This is a genomic window from Agromyces bauzanensis, from assembly GCF_014645655.1.
Taxonomy (GTDB): Bacteria; Actinomycetota; Actinomycetes; order Actinomycetales; family Microbacteriaceae; genus Agromyces; species Agromyces bauzanensis.
The window spans coordinates 140885-167349 of the sequence record NZ_BMMD01000003.1 but is presented as its reverse complement, the minus strand read 5'-3'; the positions used below and the strand labels follow the sequence as shown (position 1 = coordinate 167349).

Here is a 26465-nt window from a genome sequence, read left to right as displayed (position 1 = left end):
AGCTTCGGTCGGTCGAGTGACGGATGGCGCCGACCTGCGGTCGCCTCAGGCCACGCCGGGGCCGAGCGGCGTGCCCTGGTGGAACACCAGTCGCGGACGACCACCCGAGATGCGCCACAGCGAGCTGCGGCGACTGCGCTCGCCATTCGCGTCGAGCGTGTAGGTGAGCAGGGCCAGGTCGGGCGCCACGAGTTCGACGTGCTCACCCGTGACGACGGCCGACTGCAGCTCGACCGCGTCGGAGCCAGTCATCACGTCGATGAGCTCGTCGTGCGTCCACAGCCGGCCGCTCTTGCCGATCTCGCGGAACGAGTCGTGCAGCAGCTCGCCGAGTGATTCGGGGTCGCGGCGCACCTCGGGTTCCAGCAGCCTGCGTTCGGCGCCCGCGACGAGCACCGCGATCGAGTCGTCCATGCCCAGCACGCTACCCGTCCGCGCGGCTCGTGCCCAGAGCCGGGTCGGCTGCGTAGCCCCTTGGAGCGAGCGGATGCCCGACAACGCAGGAATCCGGGCCCCATCCCCGCCGTGGCGGCGGGATGGGGCCCGTTCTCCTGCGTCGTGAACGGCGCTCCCGTCAGCCGACGCGCTCGAGCACCGCACGAGCCGATGCCTCGGGACGCAGGTCGAGGCGGCGCAGCAGCTGCGCGTTCGCCGCGACGATCACGGTCGACAGCGACATCAGGATCGCGCCGACCGACATCGGCAGCACGAACCCGATCGGGGCCAGCACACCGGCGGCGAGCGGCACCGAGATCAGGTTGTAACCGGCGGCCCACCACAGGTTCTGCGTCATCTTGCGGTAGCTCGCGCGCGACAGCTCGATGACCGAGACCACCGAGCGAGGGTCGGATGACGCGAGGATGACGCCGGCCGACGCGATCGCGACGTCCGTGCCCGCGCCGATTGCGATGCCGACGTCGGCCTGTGCGAGCGCCGGGGCGTCGTTCACGCCGTCGCCGACCATCGCGACGCTGAGGCCCTCGTGCTGGAGCTCCTGCACCTTGGCGGCCTTGTCCTCGGGGCGCACGCCCGCGAAGACGCGGTCGATGCCGAGCTGCCCCGCCACGGTCTGCGCCACGGGCTCTGCGTCGCCGGTGATCATCACGACGCGCAGGCCCAGGGCGTGCAGCGCGTCGACCGCCTCCTTCGACTCCGGACGCACCTCGTCGGCCAGGGCGATCGCGCCGGCGACCTCGCCGTCGACGACGACGTGCAGCACGGTCGATCCGCGCTCGGCCCACTCCCGCGACTCGGGGACCGCATCGAGGCCCTCGCGAGCGAGCATGCCCGGTCCACCGACGTGCACGGTGCGACCTCCGACCTCGGCGCGCACGCCGATGGCGGCGGATGCCTCGAAGCCCGATGCCGCGACCGTCGCGAGCTGCCGGTGGCCGGCGTGCGCGACGATGGCCTTCGCGAGCGGGTGCTCGGAGTCGTGCTCGGCGGATGCCGCGAGCGCGAGCACGTCGTCGAGGTCGTGCCCCGGGACGGCCGCGGCATCCGTGACCGCCGGCTCGCCCTTGGTGAGCGTGCCGGTCTTGTCGAACAGCACTGCATCGACCGTGCGCATGGTCTCGAGCGCGAGTCGGTCGGTGACGAGCACGCCGCCGCGGGCTGCCCGCTCGGTCGCGATCGACACCACGAGCGGGATGGCGAGGCCGAGTGCGTGGGGGCACGCGATCACGAGCACGGTGACCGTGTGGATGACGCCCTCCTCGGGCAGCCCGATGGCCCACCAGACGGCCGCGGTGATCGCGGCGGCGCCGAGAGCGAACCAGAACAGCCACCCGGCAGCCCGGTCGGCGATGCGCTGGGCGCGAGAGCTCGAGGCCTGCGCCTCGGCGACGAGTCGCTGGATGCCGGCGAGCGCGGTGTCGTCGCCGATCGCGTCGACGCGCACGCGGATCGCCGTGTCGGTGGCCACGGTGCCGGCGACGACGTGGTCGCCGGGCCCGCGGCTCACGGTGCTCGACTCCCCCGTGATCATGGACTCGTCCATGGCGGCCGTGCCGTCGATCACGTCGCCGTCGGCCGGCACGCGGCCGCCGGGACGCACGATCACGATGTCGCCGACGACGAGGTCGGACGGGGAGACGGTCTCGGTGGTCGTCTCGCCGGTGGCCGAGTCCGACGGGACCACTCGCTCGGCCTCGTCGGGCAGCAGCGCAGCGAGGGCGTCGAGCGCCGACGACGTGGCCGCGATCGAGCGCATCTCGATCCAGTGGCCGAGCAGCATGATCACGATGAGGAGGGCGAGCTCCCACCAGAAGTCGAGGTGGTGGGGCAGGATGCCGAGCGTCGCCCCGAGCGACGCGAAGTACCCGACGGTGATGGCGAGGCCGATGAGGAGCATCATTCCGGGCTTGCGCGCCTTGAGCTCCGACCAGGCGCCGGTCAGGAACGGGCGCCCGCCCCAGAAGTACATCACGGTGCCGAGGACCGGTGAGATCCACGGGATCAGCGGAGAATCGGGCAGCGCGTAGCCGATGATGCCGGCGAACATGGGGCTGAACGCGATCGTCGGGATCGCGACGACGAGCATGATCCAGAACAGGCGGCGGAACTGGGCGACATGGTCGCCGTGACCGCCATGCCCGCCGCCATGAGCGCCGTGTCCCGCCATCTCGTGGCCGCCGTGTTCCGCCATGTCGTGGCCGCCGTGTTCCGCCATGTCGTGGCCGGGCATGTCGTGTCCCTCGTGCCCGGCGTGGTGCTCGTGCATGTCATCTCGGGTCATGCTCATCGATCTTCCTCCGTTGCCACCCGGTTCGCGAATACCCCCAGTGGGTATTGCTCACCACCAAGAACGCACCGCCCCCGCGATCTGTTCCCGCCTTCGCGAGAGATTTCCGGCAACTCCGGTCGCGGCTTGCGAGGATGGAGGCATGACGAGTCCTCGGGAAGCGTCCGCCGACACGTTCGACCCGGTGCGAACGGATGCCGCCGACGTCGCCCGCGTCATGGGTGTCGATCCCGAACGCGGGCTGACGTCGGACGAGGCATCCGCGCGGCTCGCCGAGCATGGACCGAACGAACTGCGCAGCGCCGTGCGCAGTCCGCTCTGGCGACGGGTGGTGGCGCAGTTCACCGACCCGCTCATCCTGCTGCTGGTCGCGGCGGTCGTGATCTCGCTCATCGCGTGGATCATCGAGGGCGCCGAGGGCTGGCCGATCGACGCGATCGTGATCGTCGCGATCATCCTGCTGAACGCGGCGCTCAGTCTTGTGCAGGAATCACGGGCCGAACGCGCCGTGGCGGCGCTCGCCGTGATGACGCAGGCGCACTCGGCCGTGCTCCGCGACGGTGAGTTGCACACCGTGCCGAGCAGCGACCTCGTGCCGGGCGACGTCCTCGTGCTCGCCGAGGGCGACCAGGTCGGTGCCGACGCGCGCCTGTTCCGCGCGAACTCCCTCCGAGTCGCCGAGGCGTCGCTGACCGGCGAGAGCGAGGCCGTCGAGAAGCGCGTCGACACGATCGACGCGAAGGTGCCGCTCGGCGACCGATTCGACATGGTCCACAAGGGCACGGCGGTGAGCCGCGGAACGGGCCGGGCGATCGTGACGACCACCGGCATGTCCACCGAGATGGGTGCGATCGCCACCATGCTCGACGAGACGGTGGAGGAGCCGACGCCCCTGCAGGACGAGGTCGCCCATCTCGGTCGCATGCTCGGCCGCATCGTCGTGATCATCGCGATCGTCGTGATGATCACCGTCGCGCTCGTGCAGGGGATCGGCTCGCCCGCCGACCTCGTGACCGTGCTGCTGCTCGGCGTCTCGCTCGCCGTGGCCGCCGTGCCCGAGGGCCTTCCGGCGATCCTGTCGCTGGTGCTCGCCCTCGGCGTGCAGCGCATGGCGAAGCGGAACGCGGTGGTGAAGAAGCTCTCGAGCGTCGAGACGCTCGGATCGGCATCCGTCATCTGCACCGACAAGACCGGCACGCTCACGACGAACCAGATGACCATCCAGCGGATCGTCACCGCATCGGGCACCGTCGACCTCGGCGGCGTCGGCTACGCGCCGATGGGCCGCGCCACGTCGAAGGGCTTGGAGCTCGGCGAGGGGCCCCTGCTCGCCGAGGCGCAGATCGTGATCGGCGTCGGCTCGCTCGCGAACGACGCGCAGCTCGCCGAACGCGACGGCATGTGGGAGATCGAGGGGGACCCGACCGAGGCGGCGTTCCTCGTCGCGGCCGGCAAGCTCGCCGGCACCGCGGAGGAGGCGGCGCACTACGGCCGCGTGGGCGAGGTGCCGTTCAGTTCCGAGCGCAAGATGATGTCGACGGCGCATCGCCACGAGAACGGCGACCTCGTCGTGCTGAGCAAGGGTGCGCCCGACGTGCTGCTGCGGCACTGCACCAGGCTGCAGGTCGGCACCGAGATCGTGCCGCTCGACCCCGTGCGGCGGGCCCGTTGCCTCGCCGACATGGAGGCGCTGTCGGAGGAGGCGTTCCGCACCCTCGGGGTCGCGTACCGCCTGGCGCCCGAACTCGCGGCCACGGGCGGGGCCCCGGACGCGGCATCGTTCGACGAGTCCTCGGAGGAGGGACTCGTCTACGCCGGTGTCGTGGGCATCATCGACCCGCCGCGCCCCGAGGTGCGACCGGCGATCGCCGAGGCGCACGCCGCCGGCATCCGGATCATCATGATCACGGGCGACCATCCGGCGACCGCCTCCCGCATCGCGCGCGACCTCGGCATCATCGACGAGGAGGGCATCGCGTTGCCCGGCGCCCGCATCGACGGCATGGACGAGCACCAGCTGCGCGACGCCGTGCGCACCGTGTCGGTGTTCGCGCGCGTGGCGCCCGAACACAAGCTGCGCATCGTCGATGCCCTGCAGGCGGAGGGCCAGATCGTCGCCATGACAGGCGACGGCGTCAACGACGCCCCCGCGTTGAAATCCGCCGACATCGGCATCGCCATGGGCATCGCGGGCACCGAGGTCACCAAGGAGGCGGCCAAGATGGTGCTCGCCGACGACGACTTCGCGACCATCGTGCACGCCGTGCGCGAGGGCCGGGTGATCTTCGACAACATCCGCAAGTTCCTGCGCTACCTGCTCTACTCGAACATGGGCGAGGTGCTCACGGTCTTCTTCGGCGTCGTGTTCGCGGGGGTGCTCGGATTCACCGAGGCGGGCGGCGACGGGCTCGTGCTGCCGCTGCTCGCCACGCAGATCCTCTGGATGAACCTCGTCACCGACTCGGGTCCGGCGCTCGCGATGGGCGTCGACCCCGAGATCGACGACGTCATGACGCGGCCGCCACGCGGCATCCATGACCGGGCGATCGATTCGGGCATGTGGATCGGCATCGGCACCACGGGCCTCGTGATATCAGTCATCACGCTGCTCACGATGGACATCTTCCTGCCGGGCGGCCTCATCCCCGGCGGCACGAACTCTTTCGACACCGCGCGCACCGCGGGCTTCACGACGCTCGTGTTCGCAGGGCTGCTCACGGCGTTCAACGCGCGTTCGGCCACCTCGAGCGCGTTCCGAGCGCTCTTCGCGAACCGGTGGCTCTGGGGTGCGGTCGTGCTCGCCGTGCTGCTGCAGATCGCGGTGGTGTCGCTGCCGCCGCTGCAGGTGGCGTTCAGCACGCAGAGCCTCAGCCTCGAGCACTGGCTCGTGTGTGCAGGCATGGCCTCGGTGGTCGTCTGGGTCGAGGAGTTGCGCAAGCTCGGCATCCGCATGATCGAGGGTCGGCGCGCGGATGCCTCGGCCCAGGCGGTCCCCGCGGGCTGAGCGGGTTCGCGCTGCGAGAACAGGCGGGCGCGGGGCATCCGTCTCATGCTGGGATGAACCCATGGACCTGCTCATCCTCGGTGGCACGCAATGGCTCGGACGGGAACTCGCGAGGGAGGCCATCGGCCGGGGGCATCGCGTGACGTGCCTCGCGCGAGGCGAAGCGGGCGACGTCGCCGACGGTGCGCGGCTGGTGCGGGCCGACCGGTCGGAGTCCGGCGCGTACGACGAGGTCGCGCGTCAGGAATGGGACGCCGTGATCGACGTGACCCGCCAGCCCGGGTTCGCCCGGCGTGCGGCCGCCGGCCTCGCGCCGCACGCCCGGCACTGGACGTTCATCTCATCGGGGAGCGTCTACGCTCGGCACGACGAGCCGGGTGCCGATGAGTCCGCCGAACTGCTGCCACCGCTCGAGTCCGACGTGTCGACGCCCGAGACGTACGGCGAGGCGAAGTCGGCGATCGAGCTCGCCTACCGCGAAGCGCTCGGCGACCGGCTGCTCGTCATCCGGCCCGGCCTCATCGCAGGGCCCGGCGATGCCTCGGGACGCAGCGGGTACTGGGTCGCGCGCGCCGCCCGCGACGATGAGCCGATGCTCGTGCCCGACATCCTCGATGCACCAGTGCAGGCGATCCACGTCGGCGACCTCGTGCGCTTCTCGCTCGATTCGGTGGAGCGGGGGCTGACGGGCCGGTTCAACGCGGTCGGCGACCGGGTCACGTTCGCCGATTGGCTCGAGCGCTCCCGGGCGATCGGTGGGCACCGAGGCGAGGTCGTCGCGGTCTCGCCCGAATGGCTCGGAGCGCAGGGGGTCGCCGAGTGGTCCGGTCAGGACTCGCTCCCGCTGTGGATCGCCGACCCCGAGTGGAACGCGTTCCTCGACCGGTCGAACGCCGCCGCCCGCGCCGCTGGACTCCGGCTGCGGCCGCTCGACGACCTGCTCAGCGACGTGCTCGAGTGGGAACTCGCCCAAGGGCTCGACCGCCCGCGCGGCGCGGGCCTCAGCGCGGAGCGCGAGCGCGAACTGCTCGCGGCGCTTCGAGGCTGACCATCGCAGTGCCACGAGCCTGACGCCCGACCGGACGCCGGGCGTAGCATGAGCCCAAGGGGGCGGCTCCGCTCCCGTCGGTATCGGAGGTGATGGTGCATGATGTGGGACTACGGCTACGGCATGGGCTGGGGCTGGATCCTGATCCTGTTCGGGCTGCTCGCGATCGCCGCGCTCGTCGTGCTGGTGGTGCGATCGTTCACGTCCGGTTCCTCAGGGCCACCGCCGGGGCAGCCGCCGACGCACGGACAGCCGCCCCGGAGCAACGCCCGGGCCATCCTGGAGGAGCGGCTCGCGCGTGGAGAGGTCACACCCGACGAGTACCGCGAGATCCGGCGCGCGCTCGACGAGACCTCGCCGCCGGCGGGTGGCTGAGGCGTATCGGGGCGCGTCGGTGTGCGTCCGGAATCGCAGACACGGCGGTCGACGGATGCCTCGGCCGGCGGTATCCGCCATTGCCAGCGTCGTGAGATGGTGACGCTCTCGCACGATCCGCTGTGGCCCCGTGCGGGCGACTGGCCGGCGCTCGCCGACCTCGAAGCCGGGGAGACCGCCGACCTCGTGCTGCTCGGCGCGCCGACGTGGCGCACCTCGCTGTCGCCCACGGGGGCGCACGCGACCCCCGCGGCGATCCGCGAGGCGCTGCGACGGTACAGCCCGGCACTCATGCCCGACCGCGGTTCGCCCTCACGTGAGGAGGCGGAGGACGTCGATGTCCTGACGCTCGTCGACGCGGGCGATGTCGAGGAGCCCGACGGGCCAGATGGCGAGGCACGCGTGCGCGCGGCTGCGGCCACGGCGAGCGAGCGTTCGACGGTCGTCATGGCGCTCGGCGGCGACAACTCGCTCACGATGCCGGTGGCGCTCGGCGTGTGGGGCGACCGGCTCGGCACCGCCGGGCTCATCACGCTCGACGCCCACTACGACCTGCGCGACGGGGTCAGCAACGGTTCGCCCGTGCGCCGGCTCATCGAGGCCGGCCTCGACGGCAGGCGGGTGGTGCAGCTCGGCATCGCCGACTTCGCGAACTCGCGGCACTACGCCGACCGGGCCGAGGAGCTCGGCATCACCGTCGTGCACCGCGACGAACTGCACCGCCGCCCGATCACGGACGTGTTCGCCGAGGCGCTCGAGATCGCCGGGGCGGCGGGCGGGCCCGTCCACGTCGACCTCGACGTGGACGTGTGCGACCGGTCGGTGGCTCCCGGCTGCCCGGCCTCGGTGCCCGGCGGCATCTCGGCGTGGGAGCTGCGGGCGGCGTCGCGTGCGGCCGGTGCCGCGCCGGCGGTGGAGTCGGTCGACCTCGCCGAGGTGGATGCCACCGCCGACGCCCCCGACGGCCGCACCGTGCGGCTCGCCGCGCTGTGCGTGCTCGAGGTGGCGACGGGGGTCGGGCTGCGCTGATGAAGACGCTCGTGCTGGTGCGCCATGCGAAGTCGAGCTGGGACCACCCCGGCCTCGCCGACCACGAGCGGCCGCTCAACGACCGCGGGCGCCGCGATGCGCCGAGGATGGGCCGGCGGCTCGCCTCGCGAGGCCTCGCGCCCGACCTCATCCTGTCGAGCACGGCGGTGCGGGCACTGACGACGGCGGAACTCATCGCCCAAGCGCTGGGAATCGACCGCGACGGGATCGTCGCCGACGAGCGGCTCTACGCGACGTCGGCGTCGGGCCTGCTCGGCGTCATCGGAGAAGTCGAGTCCTCGGTGGGCACGGCGTTCGTCGTCGGCCACAATCCCGAGATGACGTCGCTCGTGCACCGGTTCACCGACGAGATCGGGCACATGCCGACCTGCGCGGTCGCCGAGTTCCGGTTCGAAGCCGACGCGTGGAACGAACTGGACGAAGGACTCGTGCGCGCGGTGCGGTTCGACACGCCGCGGTCGTAGGCGCCGCCGTCTCACTCGGCTGCGGCCGCGAGCATCCGCTGCACGTAGGGCGTCGCCGGCGCGGCGCGCAGGTCCGCGAGCGCGCCGCGCTGCGTCACCCCGCCCGCCTCGAGCACGAGGACCGAGTCGGCGAGCGCTGCGGCATCCGCCGTGCTGTGGGTGACGAGCACCGTGGCGCCGCCGAACTCGCGCACGTGCGTCGCCAGCTCGGAGCGCATCTCCGCGCGCACCTCCACGTCGAGCGCCGACATCGGCTCGTCGAGGAGCAGCACCTCCGGCTCGGCGGCGAGCGCCCGGGCGAGGGCCACGCGCTGCGCCTGCCCACCCGAGAGCTCGGCGGGGAACCGCTCGGCGAGCGGAGTCAGCCCGTAACGCTCGAGCCAGGGCTCGGCGGCTGCGCGGGCGGCCACTCGCGAACCGCCGCGCATGCGGGCTGCGAACGCGATGTTGTCGCGTACGTCGAGGTGGGGGAACAGCACGTAGTCCTGGAACACGACGCCGATGCGCCGGGCCTCGGGCGGCAGGGCGCCGACGGCGCGGTCGCCGATCGACACAGCGCCCGACTCGAGCGGCACGAGCCCCGCGATCGCGGCGAGCACGGTCGACTTTCCTGCGCCGTTGGGTCCGATGATGGCGAGCGGATGCCCCGGCGCCGCGTCGAACGCGGCCTCGACGTGCAGGCTCCCGCGCGCGACGTGCACGTCGACGTGGAGGGCGGGTCGCGGCGTCCGCGTCATCCGCGCACTCCGGGCAGCCACCGGTCGCGGAGTCCGACGAGCACCGTGATCGACACCGCGAGGAGGAGCAGCGCGAGCGCGATCGCCTCGTCGGGATCGGACTGCATCGCGAGGTAGCTCGCGATCGGCAGGGTGCGCGTGACGCCGGGCAGCGACCCGGCGAACGTGATCGTGGCGCCGAACTCCCCGAGCGCGCGGCTGAAGCAGAGCACGGCGCCCGCGGCCACTCCGGGGGCGACGAGCGGCAGCGTCACGTGCCGGAAGACCTGCCACCGCGAGGCGCCGAGCGTCGCGGCGGCGAGCTCGGTGCGACGGTCGGCCGTGCGCAGCGCGCCCTCCACCGCGAACACGAGGAACGGCATCGCCACGAAGACCTGCGCTATGACGACCGCCCCCGTGGTGAACGGCACCGCGATGCCGAACCAGTCGTCCAGGAGGCCGCCGACGACGCCCCGCCGCCCGAGGAGCTGCAGGAGCGCGATGCCGCCGACCACGGGCGGCAGCACGAGCGGCACCGTGACCGCGGCCCGCAGGAGTCGTCTCGCCAGCGTCGGCCAGCCGCTCGCGCGTGCGAGCGCGGTCGCAAGCGGCACCCCGAGCACGAGGCACACGGCGGTCGCCGCGAGCGCCGTGCCGAACGACAGCACCAGGGCCTGCAGCACGGACTCGCGCGCCAGGAGACGGGGCAGGTCGGCCCACGGCGCGCGCAGCACGAGCGACAGGAGCGGCAGCACGAGCAGGGCCAGTGCGACGGCGGCCAGGGCGGCGATCGGCCAGGCGAGCCGGCCGCCGGGGCCGGAGGCAAGCCGGCGGGTGGGTGCAGTCACGGTGCGCCGAACCCCGCCGCGTCGAGTGCGGCGCGCCCCTCGACGCCCGTCACGAACGCGACGAACTCGGCCGCGGCGGGGCTCGCGGCATCCGCCAGCACCGCGATCGGGTAGCGATTGACGACGGATGCCGCGCCCGGCGCGTCGATCCCCTCGATCGCGCCGCCCGCGGCGATCACGTCGGTGCGGTACACGAGGGCGGCATCGACGTCGCCGAGCACGACCTTCGTGAGCACGCTCGTGACATCGGTCTCGAGCGTGTCGGGCGCGGCGGTCACCCCCCGTCGCGCGAGCAGCTCGACGGAGGCCGCACCGCACGGCACGGAGGCGTCGCAGAGGGCGATCCGGAGTTCCGCCCGAGCGAGGTCGTCGAGACCGGAGACGCCGACGGGGTTGCCCGCCGGCACCACGAGCTCGAGCGTGTTCGTCGCGAACACCACGGGAGCCTCGGCGAGCCCGGCGTCGACGACCGTCTGCATGGGGGCCTCGGCGGCCGACGCGAACACGTCGGCCGGCGCGCCCGCCACGATCTGCTGGGCGAGCGCGCCGCTCCCGCCCGAGGTCAGCACGACGCCGACGCCCGGATGCGTCGACTCGAACCGCTCGGCGAGCGTGTCGAACACCTGCGTGAGGGAGGCGGCGGCGAAGACGGTCACCGTCGACGGTACGGCATCCGACGACGGGGCCTCGGGTGCCTCGCCGGTCGCGCACCCGGCCAGGACAGTGGCGACGGCGACCACGAGCACCGGCGCGGGCGCGCCGTGGCGCCTCACGAGTCGGGCCCCGGCGGCAGCTCGATCGACACGGTCGTGGCCTTCGCGCTCGCCGCGGCGAGCACGCCGGGCTCGAGGCCGAGCTCGTCGGCGGCTTCGGCGCTCATGAGCGAGACGATCCGGAACGGGCCGGCCTGCAGGTCGACCTGTGCCATGACGCCGTCGCGCTGCACGCGCGTGACGAGGCCGACGAAGCGGTTTCGCGCCGACGCCCGCGCGAGGGGGAACGCTTCGGCGAGTGCGCCGCCGGAGCCGAGCTCCTCCATGAGCGGCACGAGGTCGGCGCCCTCGACGACCCGCATGCCGTTCGCGCCGCGGGTGACGGCGAGCCGGCCCTGCTCGGCCCAGCGCCGCACGGTGTCGTCGCTCACGCCGAGCAGCGCGGCCGCTTCGCTGATGCGGAACTGTGTCACGATCTCATCTGCAGATGCGCATGCATGGCGGTATTCTACCCGCGATCGCGGAAGGCGGGCTTTGCGCGGGAGTCGGCCGTCGCCGCCTCAAGCGTCGGTCGGCGCCACGGGAACCACGGTGCCGTCGACGTCGCAGACCGCAGCGAGGGTGTTGTAGACGGTGCCGAACTTCCGCAGGTTCTGGTGCACGAGGTCGACGCGGTGCTGCGTCTCGGAGGTGACGATACGCAGCTCGTACCGGAGCTCGACGAACTTCGGCGGCGCGTCCTGACGCCGGGCGACGACGTCGACTTCCGCCGACTCGTACGAGAAGCCGAGCAGGGCGCCGGCGCGTTCGAGGTTCTTCAGCAGGCATGCCGTGAACGCGCCGGCGAGCAGCTCGGCCGGCCCGGGGAGGCCCGACGGCTCGTCGCGGCCCCAGCTCGCGTCGAACGGGATCGTCTCGTTCCCGGCTGTCACGGCGGCGCTCCCGCCGTTCGTGCTCATGGCGTGGACCGAGTAGGTCGACGGCGCTGCGGCCATGGTCGGCTCCCTTCGCGCTGCGTCACGGGTGCGGGCGGATGTCGCACGCTCGTGCTCCCGGCAAGGATAGCCAGCAGGCCGCTCGCGACATCCGTTGTCCTGGTGCGATCGGGTTGGAATACTGGGCGGATGGGGTGGATTCGTGGGATGGCAACGGGCGTGGCCGTCGTCGCGGCGGCCGTCGGGGCGGTCGTGCTGCTTCGTCGGGCGTCGTTGCGTTGGGGTGCGAGCGATGACGAGCTGCGCATGGCGCTGCCGGGCGACGACCTGCTCTCCGATCCCGACCTCGTGGCCACTCGGGCCATCTCCATCGATGCGGGGCCGGCCGACGTGTGGCCGTGGATCGCGCAGCTCGGCCAGAATCGGGGCGGCTTCTACAGCTACGACTGGCTCGAGAACCTCGTCGGCGTCGAGATCAGCACCGCAGACCGCATCGTCCCCGATCTGCAGATGCAGGCCGTGGGCGACGCCGTCGACCTCGCCCCAGGGGTGGCGCTGACGGTCGCCGCGCTCGAAGCGGAGCGGCATCTCGTGCTGCGCGGGGCCGTCGCGATCGACGGCACGGGTGCCGGCGCAGGCACGGGCGGTGCCGGCACCGGCGCCGGCGCGCCGTACGACTTCACCTGGGCGTTCGTCCTCATGCCGCGGTCCGACGGCTCCACGCGACTCGTCGTCCGCGAGCGATACGCGTACCTCACCGGGTGGGCGGCGGCGCTGGTCGAGCCGGTCGAGATGGTGAGCTTCCTGATGACCGAGCGGATGCTGCGCGGCATCCGCGATCGCGCGGAGCGCACCGCGCGGCCCGCAGCCCGCGACCGGTCGACCAGCTCCCCTTCCGCCGGATAGGCCACGGTGCCGCCGCCTGCGAGAATCGAAGGATGGACGACGTGATCGATCCCGCCTCCGCGCGGTACGCGCGCCAGCGTGTGCTGCCGGGCTTCGGGGCGGCCGGCCAGCGCCGGCTCGCCGACGCGCACATCGTGGTGCTCGGCGCCGGCGGACTCGGCAGCGCGGTCGTGCCCGCGCTCGTCGCCGCGGGCGTCGGCCGCCTCACCATCGTCGACGACGACGTCATCGACGTCACCAACCTGCACCGCCAACTCCTGCACGGGCACGCCGACGTCGGGCGCACCAAGGTGGACTCGGCGAAGGATGCCGCGGCGGCGCTCTCCCCCGAGACCGCCGTGCATCCCGTGCCGCACCGCTTCACCGCGGAGAACGCCGACGCGTTGCTCGCCGACGCCGACCTCGTGATCGACGGCACCGACGACCTGCCGACCCTCTACGTCGCCGACGACGCCGCGGCACGTGCCGGCATCCCGCTCGTGTGGGGCTCCGCCGCGAGGTTCTCGGGGCAGGTGGGCGTCTCGTGGGAGGAACGCGGCATCTCCTATCGCGACCTGTTCCCCGAGCCGGCCGCCGACGGAGGCCTCAGCTGCGAGATCGACGGCATCCTCCCGACGGTCTGCACGGTCACCGGCGGCATGATGGCGGGCGAGGCGCTGAAGCTCCTCACCGGCATCGGGGAGCCGCTGATCGGACGGGTCCTCGTCTACGACGCACTCAGCGGCCGCACCCGGGAGATCAGGTACCGGCGGGCGACGGATGCCTCCGGTGGTCGAGTGGGCCGCGAAGCGGCCGCATCCTCCGGTGGTCGAGTGGGCCGCGAAGCGGCCGTATCGAGACCAGCAGGTCCGCCGGCGAGTCTCGATTCGCCTCCTTCGTCTGCTACTCGGCCAGCGATACCCACGGCGGTGGAGGCGGCGGAGCTCGCCGACGAGCTCGCGTCGGCCGCCCCACCGCTCCTCGTCGATGTGCGCGAGCCGTGGGAGGCGGAGATCGCGGCGTTGCCCGGATCGGTGCTGATCCCGCTCGGTGAGCTCGGCGAGCGGGTCGGTGAGCTCGACCCCGCGGCATCCGTCGTCGTCTACTGCCACCTCGGGGTGCGCTCGCAGCGGGCGGCGCAGCAACTCGCGATCAGCGGCTTCGAGGTCGTGCGCAATCTCGCCGGCGGCATCGACGCCTGGTCGCGCACGGTCGATCCGGCCGTGGCGAGGTACTGATGGGCGCACGTATCCCGGTCGATGAGCACGCCGCGTTCGTGCGGTCGCTGCTCGCCGGACTCGGCGCCCGCCCCACCGAGCGGGTCGCGCTCGCCGACGCGCTCGGCCGCATCACGGCGTCGCCCGTCGAATCGCCCATCGCGCTGCCGCCCTTCCGCAACTCGCAGATGGACGGCTTCGCCGTGCGTTCCGCCGACGTGATGGATGCCCCGGTGTCGCTGCCGGTCGTCGGCGAGATTGCTGCGGCACCCGGGGTCCCCGCCCCGCTCGAGCCGGGAACGGCCGTGCGGATCATGACGGGCGCGCCCGTGCCCGACGGCGCCGATGCCGTGGTGCCGGTGGAGGACACCGAAGAGGTCGGCGGCGACGTGACCGGCGTGCTGATCCTCCACCCGAGGGCCGTCGGCGAATACGTGCGCGAGGCCGGATCCGACCTCGAGGCCGGCTCCGACGTGCTGCCCGCCGGACTCAGGCTCGCCTCCCGGCACCTGGCGGCGGCTGCGGCATCCGGCCTCGCCGAAGTGCTCGTACGCGAACGCGTGCGCGTCGCGGTCGTAAGCACGGGGAGCGAGCTCGTTCCACTGGGCACCCCCCTCGGGCAGGGGGAGATCCCCGACGCGAACGGGGTCGCGCTCGCCGCAGCGGTTCGCGCTGCCGGCGCGGTCGTGGTGCACGGGGGTCGCGTTCGCGACGATGTCGATCGGCTGCGCGCCGAGCTCGACACCGCACGCGAGGCGGGGGCTGAGCTCGTGATCACGAGTGGCGGCGTCTCGAAGGGTGCGTTCGAGGTCGTGCGCGAGCTCCTCGAACCCGCCGGGGGCTGGGTCGGCAGTGTCGCGATGCAGCCCGGCGGCCCGCAGGCGACGGGCGCGTATCGCGGCGTGCCCGTGATCGGCTTCCCGGGCAATCCCGTGAGCGCGCAGCTGTCGTTCGAGCTGTTCGTCGCGCCGTCGCTGCGGGCGATCGCGGGACTACCGCCCGCGGCGACCGAACGCCTCGAGCTCGCCGAGCCGCTCACGTCGGTGGCGGGCAGGAGGCAGTTCCTCCGCGGGCGCCGTACCGACGACGGGCGGGCGGGCGTGGTGGGCGGGCCCGGGTCGCACCTCGTGGCCGCGCTCGCGGCATCCGACCTGCTCATCGTGGTGCCCGAGGACGTCACCGAACTCGACGCGGGCGCCGTGGTCGATACCGTGCTCTTATGACATCGCTCACGCATCTCGACGACGACGGCCGCGCACGCATGGTCGACGTGGGCGCGAAGCCCGTCACCCGTCGCGTCGCGATCGCCGAGGGACGGCTCGACACGACTCCCGAGGTCGTCGGGCTCGTGCGCAGCGACGGGTTGAAGAAGGCCGACGTGCTGCCGACGGCGCGCATCGCGGGCATCTCGGGCGCGAAGCGAGCGAGCGAGCTCATCCCGCTCGCGCATATCGTGCCGCTCGACGCGGTGTCGATCGACTTCGGCTTCGAGGACGCCGCGGTGACGATTCGGGCCACGGTCTCGACCACCGCGCGCACCGGCATCGAGATGGAGGCGCTCACGGCCGTCGCCATCGCCGGGCTCACGCTGCATGACATGGTGAAAGCCGTCGACCCGGCGGCACGGCTCGGCGGCATCCGACTCGTCGAGAAGCGCGGCGGCAAGCGTGGCGTCTGGAGAGCGGATGCCGCGGACTCGGCGGCCGTCGAAGGCCCGACGGATGCCTCGGCAGACACGTCGCCGGCAGGTCGCACCGCGCTCGTGCTCGTGGTCTCGACTCGCGCGGCCGCGGGTGCGGCCGACGACACCACCGGGCCCGTCATCGTCGGGTGGCTGCGCGAGCGCGGCTTCGAGACCGCGGAGCCGGTCGTGGTCGCCGACGCGGACGTCGCCGATGCCGTGCGCGGAGCCGTCGCCGCGTCGCCGTCGGTGCTCATCACGACCGGCGGTACGGGCGTGAACCCGACCGACCGCACGCCCGAGGCGACGCTCGCGGTGCTCGACCAGGAGCTGCCCGGCGTGGCCGAGGCCATCCGCACGGCGGGACGCGCGGCGACGCCCACCGCCGCGCTCAGCCGGGCTCGTGCCGGGATCGCGGGGCGCACGGTCGTCGTGAACCTGCCCGGCTCAGGGGGCGGCGTCGCCGACGGGCTCGGCGTGCTCGCGGACCTGCTGCCGCACGTCGTCGACCAGCTCGCGGGCGGCGACCACGCGCCCCGCCCCGCGCACACGGAGGTCTCGAATGCCTGAGCACGACGTCTTCGCCCTCGTCACGACCGAGCCGCTCGACCGGGTGGCGATCGAGTCGTTCGTCACCACGCGTCGGGACGGTGCGGTCGTGTCGTTCGAGGGCGTGATCCGAGATCACGACCACGGGGCGTCCGTGACCGCCCTCGACTACGAGGCGCATCCCGACGCGCAGCGTTTCCTGCGCGAGACATGCGTCGAGGTCGCGCGCGAGACGGGGCTCCGCGTCGGGGCCGCGCACCGGGTGGGAGCGCTCGCCATCGGCGATGTCGCACTCGTGGCCTGCGTGGCGGCGCCGCACCGCGCCGAGGCGTTCGCCGCGTGCGCCCTGCTGGTCGACCGAGTCAAGGAGCGCACCCCGATCTGGAAGCGCCAGTACCTCGAGGGCGGCGCCACGGAATGGGTGAACCTCTGAGCTTTGGGCGCTTCGGCACCGGGATGGCGCGAGAGAAGGTCGCTTCAGATCGAGGAAACGGCCGTTGGGAAGGCTCCTCGGGGTGCAGGAGGAGCCGCACCCGAGCCGCACCCAAGGCGGCGAGCGCCCCGAGGCCGCTCGCGTCAGCCGCCGGAGAACGGTGGCAGCACGTCGACGCTCGAGCCGAGGGGCGCCGACGCGTCGCGCTGCACGACACCGTCGACGAGGAACGAGCCGTTCGCTACGACCCGGGCCATCGCGGCGCCATACCGGTCGACCAGCAGGTCGCGGAGCTCCCCGACCGTGCTCCCGACGGCGTCGAGCGCCAGCGTCTCCTCTTCGACGCCCGTGGCGTCGGCGGCCGCGGCGAAGTAGCGCACGGTCAGCGATTCCATGTCAGCCACCGATCCCGCCCATCGAGCGCAGCGGGCGCACGAAGTCCTCGTGGTCGATGCCGTGCCCGGCCTTCTTGCCCCACATGGCGGCACGCCAGCGATCGGCGATCTCGGCGTCGTCGGCCCCGCCGCGCAGCAGCCCGCGCAGGTCGGTCTCGTCGTCACCGAAGAGGCACGAGCGCACCGAGCCCTCGGCGGTGAGGCGCGTGCGATCGCACGCGCCGCAGAACGAACGCGTCACCGAGGCGATGATGCCGACGGTCGCGGGGCCGCCGTCGACGAGCCATTCCTCTGCGGGCGCCGCGGGGTCGTCGCGACCGATCGGTTCGAGCGCGAAGCGCTCGCCGAGGACGGCGAGGAGTTCTTCCGCGTCGACCATGTTCTCGCGCACCCACGTCTTGTCGGCATCGAGCGGCATCTGCTCGATGAAGCGGAGGCGGCATCCGTGCTCGATCGCCCACGCGAGCAGGGTCGGCGCGTCGTGGAGCGTCTCACGCATCGCGACGGCGTTGATCTTGAGCGGCCCGAGCCCGGCGCGGTGCGCCGCGGCGATGCCGTCGAGCACGCGCGGCAGGCGGTCGCGGCGAGTGAGCCGGGCGAAGTGCTCGCGGTCGAGCGTGTCGAGCGACACGTTCACGCGCGTGAGACCGGCGGCGGCGAGGGCGTCGGCCTTGGCGTCGAGCCCGATGCCGTTCGTCGTGAGTGCGAGCGGCGTGCCGGGTGCCGCGGCCGCACTCAGCGCGATGATGTCGACGAGGTCGGCGCGGGTGAGCGGCTCGCCTCCCGTGAACCGCACTTCGCGCACGCCGAGGTCGCGCACGGCGATGCCGACGAGACGACCGATCTCACGCGCCGAGAGCAGCTCGTCGCGCGGGACGAGCGGGAGCCCCTCGGCGGGCATGCAGTAGGTGCACCGCAGGGAGCACGCGGTCGTGATCGACACGCGCAGGTCGTGGGCGACCCGGCCGAAGCGGTCGACGAGGCCGGGCACGTCGGGGCGACCCTCGACCGACGGTGCCACGGTGGGCGACCGCCTGATCGTCGGCATGCCGAGCGCGAGCGTCGTCATGCATCCACCCTACGTGCCGCACGCGCAGGCGAGTCCCCGCGTTTCCAGTGTGCGGATGCCTCGAGTCGTCGGCCGAGCGGGCGGGGCGCAGATGCAGCGACGGGTCCTCGCGCACCACGAGGCATCCCGGTGCCTCGAGCGACGGCGGACCGACGACGACGACGTGCTCGAACCCGGCCGACCGCGCCGCGTCGATCGCGGTCGTGAGCAGCCGGTGACCGCCGACCACGAGGTCGGGCTTCGACGCGCCCCGAGCCGGCCGGCGCGGCCGCCCGCGAGGATGATCGCGTCCATGCCGGTCATCGCGTGACCGCCACCTCGACGAGGTCGCCCGCCGCGACCTCCTCGACGTTTTCGGGGATGATCGCGAACCCGTCGGCGGCAGCGAGTCCGCCGACGAGGTTCGAGCCTGCGCCACCCGACGTCGCGGGCGCACGGACGGACCGCTGTCGCCCGTGCCGAGCGCGACGGGCATGTACTGGCGACGGCCGGCCGACGAGCGCCAGCCCACCTCGGCCGTGGCGCGCCAGGTCGGCCGCCGCACGTCGCTGCGGCCGGAGAGGCGCAGCAGCGCCGGGCGCACGAACGCCTCGAACGACACGGCCACGCTCACGGGGTTGCCGGGCAGGCCGAACGCCGGGCTGCGGCCGGGCAGCGCGCCGAAGGCCTGCGGCCTGCCGGGCTCCATGGCGACGCGCGGGAAGTCGACCGTGCCGAGCTCGCCGAGCACGTGCCGGACGACGTCGTACGCGCCGACGCTCACGCCGCCGGAGAAGACCACGGCGTCGCACGCCGGCGAGCGCCGAGCTCCATGCCGGCCGTGAGCACGCGGTCGCCGGCGCGGAGGTCCTCGCCTCGGAGGCGGATGTGGTGGCCCGGCCGGGGGACGGCATGGATGGCGACCCGGGTGGTGCCGGCATCCGTGTGCTCGACGGGCACCACCGCGTCGGCGCCCGCGGGAACAGGCGCCGCCGTCATGATGCGCGCCGCCTACCCGGGGCGGCATCCGCCCGCCGAGCGGCGTAACCGTCCATGGCAGAATTGTCGAACGAGTGCAGGTCCACGAGGGCGTCGACGGATGCCGCGAGGGTTCGGCCCGCGGCATCCGCCAGTCGCACCACCTCGACGGTGCGAAGCGGCGCGACGCTGGCGAGGATGCCCTCGAGGTGCGCCGACACCGATACGAGGGGCGCCATTCCGTCGGGCACCGACTGGAACGTCGACATGTGCTCGACGCTAGTCGCCGATCGGTGACACGGGGCTCTCTCGTCACTAGTGTGAAGCCGACGGAGTCCAGCCCGAGCGGGAGGAGACCACATGTCGTTCATCACCAGAGGGTTCAGCGGCCGCAGTCGCGATCGCGATGAACGCCTGCCGCCCGGGCAGACACTCGTCAGCGACTTCCCCGTGTTATCGGCCGGCCCGACGCCCGACATCGACACGGCCGAGTGGGAGTTCACGATCCGCACCGAGTCGGGCGAACACCGCTGGAACTGGGACGAGTTCATGGCACTCGACATCGACGACGTGTCGACCGACATCCACTGCGTCACGCACTGGTCGAAGCTCGGCACGAGCTGGCGCGGCGTCTCGCTCGACACGCTCTTCGCCGACGTCGAGACCGAGCAGGAGTACGTCATGGCGCACAGCTATGGGGGTTACACCACCAACGTGCCACTCGACGAGCTGCTCGACGGCAAGGCGTGGGTGGCGTTCGAGTTCGACGGTGAACCGCTCGACCCCGAACACGGCGGACCCGCGCGGCTGCTCGTGCCGCACCTCTACTTCTGGAAGAGCGCGAAGTGGGTGCGCGGGCTCGAGATGATGGATCAGGACGATCCCGGCTTCTGGGAGCAGAACGGCTACCACCTCCACGGGGATCCGTGGAAGGAGGAACGGTACTGGTGAGGCCGGGCTGGCACGTCGCCACCGTCGCCGCGACGCATCGCGAGACGCCCAACGCCGCACGCCTCGACCTGGACGTCGACGGCTGGCCGGGCAACGCCGCGGGGCAGCACCTCGACGTGCGGCTCACGGCGCCCGACGGCTACTCGGCCACGCGGTCGTACTCGATCGCCTCGTCGGGGCCGACGATGAGGGTCGTGCTCGCCGTCGACAAGCTGCCCGACGGCGAGGTGTCGCCGTTCCTCGTCGACGAGGTGCGAGCGGGCGACATGCTCGAGGTGCACGGTCCGCTCGGCGCGTTCTTCGTGTGGCGGCCGGGCGGCGCCGGCTCCGGCTCCGCCGGCTCCGCGGGCGCGGCCGGCTCCGACCGGGTCGACGCCCGCCCGGTGCAGCTCATCGCCGGCGGCTCGGGCGTCGTGCCGCTCTACGCGATCGCGCAGGCCCACGCCGACGCCGACGACCCGGCGCCGTTCCGGCTCCTGTACTCGGCGCGCACGCCCGACGACGTGTACTTCGCCGACGAGCTGCGCGCGCTCGCCGAGGCATCCGCCCCCTTCCGGCTCGACCTCGTGTACTCGCGACGCACGCCCGACGGCTGGCCGGCGCCGGCCGGCCGCATCACGCGTGAGGCGCTCGAGGCCGCGGTGATCCCCGCAGCCGACCGGCCGCTCGTGTACGTCTGCGGGTCCACCGGTTTCGTCGAGCGCGTCGCCGACTGGCTGGTGGGGCTCGGGCACGACACGCGATCGATCCGCACCGAGCGATACGGAGGCACGTGATGGAGCACGTCGACGGCAACTGGCTCGCCGGCCCGCTGGCCGAGTTCTTCAGCTTCGACGTCACGATGGCCACCGCCCGGTGCAGCGGGTGCGGCACCGTGGCGGAGCTCGCACGCGCGATGGTCTACCGGAGCGGCGCGGGCACGGTCGTGCGGTGCGGTTCGTGCGGGCACGTGCTCGCGACCCTCGTGGAGTCGGAGGATCGTGCGTGGATCGGGTTCAGCGGCGTGAGCGCGATCGAGGTGCGGCGGGAGCCCGCGTAGCGAAACGGACGTTCTTCCGGACTCCGCGCGCCGAATCTCTTCGACATTCCGAATCCGTCATGTCGACCGCGCCTCATGTGAGGTGAACTGACGTGAGCGAGAGGGAAGATCTCGCCGGCATCTGGAAGGCTGAGGCCATGTGGATCGGCTGGATCGAGTTCGACCTGCTGCTCGGCGACGTGCACTCGCTCAAGGAGAAGCGTGCGGTGCTCCGCCCCATCCTCGCGGAGCTGCGGAAGACCACAGAAGCATCCGTCGCCGAGGTAGGCGACCAGGACCTGCACCGGCGCGCGGCGATCGGCGTCGGCGTGGTGGCGGCGGGGGCCGAGCGGGTGACCGAGGTGCTCGATCGTGCCGAGCGGCTCATGGCCTCTCGACCCGACGTCACCCTGCTCTCGGCCGGGCGGCGCATCCGGCGCAGCGACGACGATTGACGGGATGCCGCCGGCTCACCGCTCGGCGATGACCTCCCCCTCCTTCCACACCCGCGCGACGAGCGGCACGCCCGGCCGGTAGGCGAGGTGCACGTGACTCGGCGCGTCGAGGAGCGCGAGGTCGGCACGTGCGCCGGGTCGGATGGCGCCGACATCCGTTCGACGAAGCGCCGCAGCCCCGCCCGCCGTCGACGCCCATACCGCCTCAGCCGGGGTCATGCCCATGTCGCGCACGGCGACGGCGATGCAGAACGGCATCGAGCTCGTGAAGCTCGAGCCCGGGTTGCAGTCGCTCGCGAGCGCGACGGTCACGCCCGCGTCGAGGAGCCGACGCGCATCGGGGTAGGGCTGGCGCGTCGAGAACTCGACGCCCGGGAGCAGGGTGGCCACCGTGGCGGATGTCGCGAGCGCCGCGATATCCGCCGCACTCAGGTAGGTGCAGTGGTCGACGGATGCCGCGCTCAGCTCGACCGCCAAGCGAACTCCGTCACCCTCACCGAGTTGATTGCCGTGCAACCGGATCCCGAGACCGGCCGCCGCGCCCGCCTCGAGCACGCGCCGCGACTGCTCGGGCGTGAACGCGCCGCGCTCGCAGAACGCGTCGACCCAGCGGGCGTGCGGCGCGCAGGCCGTGAGCATCTCGCCGACCACGAGGTCGACGTAGGCGTCGGGAGCGTCGGCATACTCGGCCGGCACGACGTGCGCGCCGAGGAAGGTCACCTCGTCGGTGACCTCGCCGGCGAGACGCACCAGCCGTGCCTCGTCGGCGACGGAAAGGCCGTAGCCGCTCTTCACCTCGAAGGTCGTCGTGCCTTGGGCGTGCAACTCGCCGACGAAGCCCGCCAGCCGGGCGCCCAGCTCGTCGTCGGACGCGGCCCGCGTCGCCGCGACGGTCGAGCGGATGCCGCCCGCCTCGTACCGTCGCCCCGCCATGCGTGCGGAGAACTCGTCGGCGCGGTCGCCGCCGAACACGAGGTGCGTGTGGCTGTCGACGAAGCCGGGGATGACGGCGCGGCCCCCCGCGTCGACCACCTCGACCTCCGACGTGCCGCGCGTCGCGTCCGAGTTCATCGAACCGTCGCGAACTGCGGGTGCTCCGTGGGCTGACCCACCGGTTGCGACGGTTCGATGAGGAGCGGCCGCGGTCGCGGCCGGGGCATCGGCGGCGCGACAGACCCAGGCCACGCGCCCGTGCTCGATGAGCACCGCGGCGTCGCGCACGATGCCGAGCGGCCCGCCGTCGCGGCCGGGCGCCGGTTCGTTCGTGACGAGCTCGCCGATGTTTGCGATGAGCGTGCTCACGGGGTGCGCCCCCTCGAGAGTGCAGTCGGCGCCGGTTGGCGGGCGGCAACTGCACTCTGGGCGCGCTGGCGCGACATCCGTCACCCCTCCATCATGGGCACGCGCAGGCCCCGCTCGCGGGCGACCTCGATGGCGCGCTCGTAGCCCGCGTCCACGTGTCGCATGACGCCCGAGCCCGGGTCGTTCAGGAGCACGCGTGCGATCTTCTCGGCGGCGAGATCGGTGCCGTCGGCGACGATCACCTGTCCGGCGTGGATGGAACGGCCGATGCCGACGCCGCCGCCGTGGTGGATCGACACCCACGTGGCGCCCGAAGCCGTGTTGAGCAGGGCGTTCAGGAGCGGCCAGTCGGCGATCGCGTCGGAGCCGTCGGCCATGGCCTCGGTCTCGCGGTATGGCGAGGCCACCGAGCCCGAGTCGAGGTGGTCGCGGCCGATGACCACCGGCGCGCTCAGCTCGCCCGAGGCCACCATCTCGTTGAACTTCAGCCCCGCGAGGTGCCGTTCGCCGTACCCGAGCCAGCAGATGCGGGCGGGCAGGCCCTCGAAGTGCACCTTCTCGCCGGCCTGGGTGATCCAGCGGCGAAGGTGCTCGTCATGCGGGAAGAGCTCGAGGATCGCCCGGTCGGTCGCGGCGATGTCGGCCGGGTCGCCCGAGAGCGCTGCCCAGCGGAACGGGCCCTTGCCCTCGGCGAAGAGCGGCCGGATGTAGGCGGGCACGAAGCCGGGGAACGCGAACGCGCGCTCGTGCGCGAGCCCGCCGAGCTCTGCCTCGCGCCGGATCGAGTTGCCGTAGTCGAAGACCTCGGCGCCCGCGTCCATGAAGCCCACCATGGCCTCGACGTGCTTGGCCATGCTCGCGCGGGCCCGCGTCGTGAACCCATCGGGGTCGGATGCCGCGAGCTCGTGCCACTCGGCCACGGTAACCCCCTCAGGCAGGTACGAGAGCGGGTCGTGCGCGCTCGTCTGATCGGTGACGACGTCGATGGCGACGCCACGCGCGAGGAGCTCGGGAAACACCGTCGCCGCGTTCCCGACCAGCCCGACGCTGAGCGGGGTGCGCGCCTCCTTCGCGGCGAGCACCCGCGCGACCGCATCGTCGAGGCCGTCGGCGAGCTCGTCGAGGTAGCCGTGGTCGACGCGTCGCGCGAGCCGGGTCTCGTCGACGTCGACGATGAGCACCGCGCCGCCGTTCATGGTCACCGCGAGCGGCTGCGCGCCGCCCATGCCGCCGCAGCCGGCGGTGAGGGTGAGCGTGCCGGCGAGCGTCGCTGCCGCGACATCCGCCGCACCCTCCCCCCGCCTGACGGCGAGCGAGCGCGCGACCGCACCGAACGTCTCGTACGTGCCCTGCAGGATGCCCTGCGTGCCGATGTAGATCCACGAGCCGGCGGTCATCTGGCCGTACATTGTGAGCCCGAGCGCCTCGAGCCGGCGGAACTCGGGCCACGTCGCCCAGTCGCCGACGAGGTTGGAGTTCGCGATGAGCACGCGCGGCGCCCACTCGTGCGTGCGGAAGACCCCCACGGGTTTGCCCGACTGCACGAGCAGCGTCTCATCGGCCTGGAGGCCCTCGAGCGTGCGCACGATCGCGTCGAACGCCTCCCAGTTGCGGGCGGCCTTGCCCGTGCCGCCGTAGACGATGAGCTCCTCGGGGCGTTCGGCGACCTCGGGGTCGAGGTTGTTCATGAGCATGCGCAGCGGTGCCTCGGTCTGCCAGCTCTTCGCGGTCAGCTGCGAGCCGCGGGCGGCGCGGACGGTGCGCGCGGGTGCGATGGGTGCGTCGGTCATGCCTCGATCACACCGCACGAGGCATCCGGCGACAACGGATGCCGCAGGGTGTGCGTCCGGGATCCCAGACGGCGGCGGCGGGGTGGCACGGGCGGCGGGTTTCGAGGCGCTGGCGCACCTCCTCAACCCGCCGATCGCGTCAGCCGAGCGTGATGCCGCGGCCCGCCATGAACGGGATGGCGTCGACCGCGATGCCGCCGAGGCGCACCTCGAAGTGCAGGTGGCATCCGGTGGACGCGCCCGTCGAGCCCACGGCGCCGATGAGCTGGCCGGCGGCGACGGTCTGTCCGGCGCTCACGGCATACCCCCCGTCGGCGAGGTGCGCGTACCCGGTCGAGATTCCGGAGCCGTGGTCGATCAGGATCCAGTTCCCGTACGTCCCGTTGCGGCGGGCCTCGACGACCACACCGCTCGTTGCGGCGAAGATCGGCGACCCGCACGAGGTCGAGACGTCGGTGCCGCGGTGGAAGTCGTTCACGCTCGGCAGCGGCTTGTTCGGGCGTGGCCCGAAGCCGTCCGTGAGGCGACCGGCCACGGGCAGTGCCCAGCCCTGTTCGCTGAGCTGTCCGGTGTCGGCCGGCAGCGAGGCGATGAGAGCGATGCTGCTCGCGGCGAGCCGGCTCTCGTCGTCGGCGCGCTGCTGCAGCGCGGCGAGTGCGGCACGCGCGTCGGTCAATGCCCGCTCCGCGGCGGCGACGTCGCGTTCGCGATCCTCGACCGGGACCGCGTCGACGGCGGCCCATGCGGCGTCGGCGCGCTCCTGGGCGGCCTCGGCCTCGTCGGCACGCTCCTCGGCGATTGCGAGCAGCGCCTCGGCGTCACCGTGGATCTGCGTGACTCGTGCGACGCCGCCGAGGCCGGCGAGCAGGTCGTTGCCCGCCCCGAACACGGCGTCCATCGACGAGATCGTCGTGCCATCACCGTGCGCGGCCGCGAAGTAGACGCGGCCGGCCGCATCGGCATCGAGCTGCGCCGCATCGGCGGACTCCTGCAAGAGCTCGGCGACCGCGCGGGCCTCCCCGCGCATCGATCTGGCGTCGGCGAGCGCCGCCTCGGCCTCCCTCAGCGCGGCCATCGCGCTGTCGATCTTCGCGCGGGCGGCGAGGAGCGCCGCGGACTGGGCGCTCGTGGCGGTGGTCGAGGAGCTGAAGCGCACGACGGGCCCCTCGCCGAAGAAGCTCAGCGGTGCGCTCGGCAGCGGGGTGCTCGATGCCGGCGGGGCGGACGTCGGCGGCGCGGTGGTGGGCGGTGCCGTGGTGGGCGGTGCCGTCGTCGGCGGTGCGGTGGTGGGCGGTGCCGTGGGTTCTTTGGTGGCCGGGGGGTCGGTCGGCGTGGGTTCTTCGGTGGCGGGCGGGTCAGTGGGCGTGGGTTCTTCGGTGGCCGGGGGGTCGGTCGGCGTGGGTTCTTCGGTGGCGGGCGGGTCTGTGGGTTCCGGGTCCGCCGCGGGTTCCTCGATCGGCGCCGGCTCGGATGTCGGCTCCGCGGTCGTCGACGTGTCCGTCGGCATTGCGGTATCGGTCGGCACGACCTCTTCGGCAACCGCGGCGCCGCTGCCGAGGCCGAACAGCGCGACGGCCGTAACGGTGGTCAGGACGACGCCGGCGCGACCGCGGCTCCGCACATACCACGGGCGTTCGGCATTGCTGCGCGCATACCGCGGGCGTTCTGCGGTGAAGGAGAAACGATTCGGCGTCATGAAGTTCCGTTCGGGCGTAGACCCAGAGCGATCCCGTCCAGTGTCGCACCGCCGCCCGGGGGAGACAACTCCCTCGCCCGGGGGAGACACCTCCCCGGCGCCCGGCGCGCACCCAGTTCGAGGGACACGATGCGGCGCTTCCTCCGGAACTCCGCTGTCCGCCGCCTGGAT

The 26465-nt window shown here is 72.8% G+C and carries 30 protein-coding genes and 1 pseudogene; 15 read left to right on the top strand and 16 right to left on the bottom strand.

All coding sequences use genetic code 11. The features are described 5' to 3' along the window. Positions 1 to 45: 45 nt before the first annotated feature. Positions 46 to 414: a nuclear transport factor 2 family protein gene (locus IEX31_RS04620; protein ID WP_188742262.1), complete on the bottom strand. Its 369-nt coding sequence runs from the start codon at positions 412 to 414 to the stop codon at positions 46 to 48. Between the two features lie 160 nt (positions 415 to 574). Beyond that, positions 575 to 2743, bottom strand: coding sequence for a heavy metal translocating P-type ATPase (locus IEX31_RS04615; protein ID WP_373285498.1), 2169 nt, complete (start codon positions 2741 to 2743; stop codon positions 575 to 577). A 142-nt stretch (positions 2744 to 2885) separates the two neighbouring features. On the opposite strand from IEX31_RS04615, the gene IEX31_RS04610 reads away from it, so the two are divergent. The 5 genes from IEX31_RS04610 (at position 2886) to IEX31_RS04590 (ending at position 8684) form a co-directional block, all read left to right on the top strand. After that, positions 2886 to 5747, top strand: coding sequence for a cation-translocating P-type ATPase (locus tag IEX31_RS04610; protein WP_188742261.1), 2862 nt, complete (start codon positions 2886 to 2888; stop codon positions 5745 to 5747). A 61-nt stretch (positions 5748 to 5808) separates the two neighbouring features. Beyond that, complete coding sequence (locus IEX31_RS04605) at positions 5809 to 6795, top strand: NAD-dependent epimerase/dehydratase family protein (protein WP_188742260.1); 987 nt, start codon at positions 5809 to 5811, stop codon at positions 6793 to 6795. Positions 6796 to 6894: 99 nt separating this feature from the next. Then, on the top strand, positions 6895 to 7170 hold the full coding sequence (locus tag IEX31_RS04600) for an SHOCT domain-containing protein (RefSeq protein ID WP_188742259.1): 276 nt from the start codon (positions 6895 to 6897) through the stop codon (positions 7168 to 7170). Positions 7171 to 7266: 96 nt separating this feature from the next. After that, complete coding sequence (locus IEX31_RS04595; protein ID WP_188742258.1) at positions 7267 to 8199, top strand: arginase family protein; 933 nt, start codon at positions 7267 to 7269, stop codon at positions 8197 to 8199. Further along, complete coding sequence (locus tag IEX31_RS04590) at positions 8199 to 8684, top strand: SixA phosphatase family protein (RefSeq protein WP_188742257.1); 486 nt, start codon at positions 8199 to 8201, stop codon at positions 8682 to 8684. Before IEX31_RS04595 ends, IEX31_RS04590 begins: the two co-directional genes overlap by 1 nt. Before the next feature lie 11 nt (positions 8685 to 8695). Here IEX31_RS04590 and IEX31_RS04585 read toward each other — a convergent pair whose 3' ends face one another. The 5 genes from IEX31_RS04585 to IEX31_RS04565 all read right to left on the bottom strand — a co-directional run bounded on the left by IEX31_RS04585 (position 8696) and on the right by IEX31_RS04565 (position 11956). Next, positions 8696 to 9421 carry an ABC transporter ATP-binding protein gene (locus IEX31_RS04585; RefSeq protein ID WP_188742256.1) on the bottom strand — a complete coding sequence of 242 codons (726 nt, stop codon included), beginning with the start codon at positions 9419 to 9421 and terminating at the stop codon, positions 8696 to 8698. After that, a complete protein-coding gene (locus IEX31_RS04580) occupies positions 9418 to 10248 on the bottom strand; it encodes an ABC transporter permease (protein WP_188742255.1) in 831 nt (276 codons plus the stop codon). The genes IEX31_RS04585 and IEX31_RS04580 overlap by 4 nt, the downstream gene beginning before the upstream one ends. Next, entirely contained in the window at positions 10245 to 11021 is a 777-nt protein-coding gene (gene modA, locus IEX31_RS04575; RefSeq protein WP_188742254.1) for a molybdate ABC transporter substrate-binding protein, read from the bottom strand. Before modA ends, IEX31_RS04580 begins: the two co-directional genes overlap by 4 nt. Continuing rightward, complete coding sequence (locus IEX31_RS04570; protein ID WP_188742253.1) at positions 11018 to 11434, bottom strand: TOBE domain-containing protein; 417 nt, start codon at positions 11432 to 11434, stop codon at positions 11018 to 11020. Before IEX31_RS04570 ends, modA begins: the two co-directional genes overlap by 4 nt. 87 nt (positions 11435 to 11521) lie before the next feature. Next, the gene (locus IEX31_RS04565) at positions 11522 to 11956 is read right to left on the bottom strand and encodes an OsmC family protein (protein WP_188742252.1); all 435 of its coding nucleotides are present in this window, start codon (positions 11954 to 11956) and stop codon (positions 11522 to 11524) included. Between the two features lie 147 nt (positions 11957 to 12103). On the opposite strand from IEX31_RS04565, the gene IEX31_RS04560 reads away from it, so the two are divergent. From IEX31_RS04560 to IEX31_RS04540, 5 genes are read left to right on the top strand one after another with little or no spacing between them, the layout of a single operon-like run. Continuing rightward, positions 12104 to 12802: an SRPBCC family protein gene (locus IEX31_RS04560; RefSeq protein ID WP_188742251.1), complete on the top strand. Its 699-nt coding sequence runs from the start codon at positions 12104 to 12106 to the stop codon at positions 12800 to 12802. A 32-nt stretch (positions 12803 to 12834) separates the two neighbouring features. Beyond that, complete coding sequence (locus IEX31_RS04555) at positions 12835 to 14019, top strand: HesA/MoeB/ThiF family protein (protein ID WP_188742250.1); 1185 nt, start codon at positions 12835 to 12837, stop codon at positions 14017 to 14019. Next, the gene (locus IEX31_RS04550; protein ID WP_188742249.1) at positions 14019 to 15221 is read left to right on the top strand and encodes a molybdopterin molybdotransferase MoeA; all 1203 of its coding nucleotides are present in this window, start codon (positions 14019 to 14021) and stop codon (positions 15219 to 15221) included. Before IEX31_RS04555 ends, IEX31_RS04550 begins: the two co-directional genes overlap by 1 nt. Then, entirely contained in the window at positions 15218 to 16249 is a 1032-nt protein-coding gene (moaCB, locus tag IEX31_RS04545; RefSeq protein WP_188742248.1) for a bifunctional molybdenum cofactor biosynthesis protein MoaC/MoaB, read from the top strand. Before IEX31_RS04550 ends, moaCB begins: the two co-directional genes overlap by 4 nt. After that, positions 16242 to 16661, top strand: coding sequence for a molybdenum cofactor biosynthesis protein MoaE (locus IEX31_RS04540; RefSeq protein WP_188742247.1), 420 nt, complete (start codon positions 16242 to 16244; stop codon positions 16659 to 16661). Before moaCB ends, IEX31_RS04540 begins: the two co-directional genes overlap by 8 nt. Before the next feature lie 143 nt (positions 16662 to 16804). Here IEX31_RS04540 and IEX31_RS04535 read toward each other — a convergent pair whose 3' ends face one another. Together IEX31_RS04535 and moaA are read right to left on the bottom strand one after the other, a co-directional pair. Next, complete coding sequence (locus IEX31_RS04535; protein WP_188742333.1) at positions 16805 to 17056, bottom strand: MoaD/ThiS family protein; 252 nt, start codon at positions 17054 to 17056, stop codon at positions 16805 to 16807. A 1-nt stretch (position 17057) separates the two neighbouring features. Next, positions 17058 to 18125 carry a GTP 3',8-cyclase MoaA gene (gene moaA / locus IEX31_RS04530; RefSeq protein WP_188742246.1) on the bottom strand — a complete coding sequence of 356 codons (1068 nt, stop codon included), beginning with the start codon at positions 18123 to 18125 and terminating at the stop codon, positions 17058 to 17060. Between the two features lie 55 nt (positions 18126 to 18180). On the opposite strand from moaA, the gene IEX31_RS04525 reads away from it, so the two are divergent. After that, on the top strand, positions 18181 to 18435 hold the full coding sequence (locus tag IEX31_RS04525) for a hypothetical protein (RefSeq protein ID WP_188742345.1): 255 nt from the start codon (positions 18181 to 18183) through the stop codon (positions 18433 to 18435). Here the strand turns inward: IEX31_RS04525 and IEX31_RS19420 are convergent. The 4 genes and pseudogenes from IEX31_RS19420 to IEX31_RS19405 all read right to left on the bottom strand — a co-directional run bounded on the left by IEX31_RS19420 (position 18425) and on the right by IEX31_RS19405 (position 19351). Further along, the gene (locus IEX31_RS19420) at positions 18425 to 18631 is read right to left on the bottom strand and encodes a hypothetical protein (RefSeq protein WP_308423474.1); all 207 of its coding nucleotides are present in this window, start codon (positions 18629 to 18631) and stop codon (positions 18425 to 18427) included. The two genes, IEX31_RS04525 and IEX31_RS19420, sit on opposite strands and share 11 nt — an antisense overlap. Before the next feature lie 119 nt (positions 18632 to 18750). Next, positions 18751 to 18888: pseudogene (locus tag IEX31_RS19415) on the bottom strand (gephyrin-like molybdotransferase Glp); the annotation flags it as partial. After that, the gene (locus tag IEX31_RS19410) at positions 18885 to 19103 is read right to left on the bottom strand and encodes a hypothetical protein (protein ID WP_308423471.1); all 219 of its coding nucleotides are present in this window, start codon (positions 19101 to 19103) and stop codon (positions 18885 to 18887) included. The pseudogene IEX31_RS19415 and the gene IEX31_RS19410, both read right to left, overlap by 4 nt. After that, on the bottom strand, positions 19100 to 19351 hold the full coding sequence (locus IEX31_RS19405; RefSeq protein WP_308423470.1) for a hypothetical protein: 252 nt from the start codon (positions 19349 to 19351) through the stop codon (positions 19100 to 19102). The genes IEX31_RS19410 and IEX31_RS19405 overlap by 4 nt, the downstream gene beginning before the upstream one ends. Before the next feature lie 91 nt (positions 19352 to 19442). Between IEX31_RS19405 and IEX31_RS04510 the strand changes: the two genes are divergently transcribed. From IEX31_RS04510 to IEX31_RS04495, 4 genes are all read left to right on the top strand, one after another. Then, positions 19443 to 20033, top strand: coding sequence for a sulfite oxidase-like oxidoreductase (locus IEX31_RS04510; protein WP_188742245.1), 591 nt, complete (start codon positions 19443 to 19445; stop codon positions 20031 to 20033). Continuing rightward, complete coding sequence (locus IEX31_RS04505) at positions 20030 to 20809, top strand: FAD-binding oxidoreductase (RefSeq protein ID WP_229662107.1); 780 nt, start codon at positions 20030 to 20032, stop codon at positions 20807 to 20809. The genes IEX31_RS04510 and IEX31_RS04505 overlap by 4 nt, the downstream gene beginning before the upstream one ends. Next, the gene (locus tag IEX31_RS04500) at positions 20809 to 21072 is read left to right on the top strand and encodes a DUF6510 family protein (protein ID WP_229662106.1); all 264 of its coding nucleotides are present in this window, start codon (positions 20809 to 20811) and stop codon (positions 21070 to 21072) included. Before IEX31_RS04505 ends, IEX31_RS04500 begins: the two co-directional genes overlap by 1 nt. Positions 21073 to 21209: 137 nt before the next feature. Next, positions 21210 to 21506, top strand: a complete 297-nt coding sequence (locus IEX31_RS04495; protein WP_188742331.1) for a DUF503 domain-containing protein — start codon at positions 21210 to 21212, stop codon at positions 21504 to 21506. 15 nt (positions 21507 to 21521) lie between these two features. Here IEX31_RS04495 and hutI read toward each other — a convergent pair whose 3' ends face one another. The 3 genes from hutI to IEX31_RS04480 all read right to left on the bottom strand — a co-directional run bounded on the left by hutI (position 21522) and on the right by IEX31_RS04480 (position 26294). Continuing rightward, a complete protein-coding gene (gene hutI, locus IEX31_RS04490; protein ID WP_229662105.1) occupies positions 21522 to 22808 on the bottom strand; it encodes an imidazolonepropionase in 1287 nt (428 codons plus the stop codon). Positions 22809 to 22888: 80 nt separating this feature from the next. Next, complete coding sequence (gene hutU / locus IEX31_RS04485) at positions 22889 to 24598, bottom strand: urocanate hydratase (protein WP_188742242.1); 1710 nt, start codon at positions 24596 to 24598, stop codon at positions 22889 to 22891. A gap of 139 nt (positions 24599 to 24737) precedes the next feature. After that, entirely contained in the window at positions 24738 to 26294 is a 1557-nt protein-coding gene (locus tag IEX31_RS04480; RefSeq protein ID WP_188742241.1) for a M23 family metallopeptidase, read from the bottom strand. Positions 26295 to 26465: the final 171 nt, after the last annotated feature.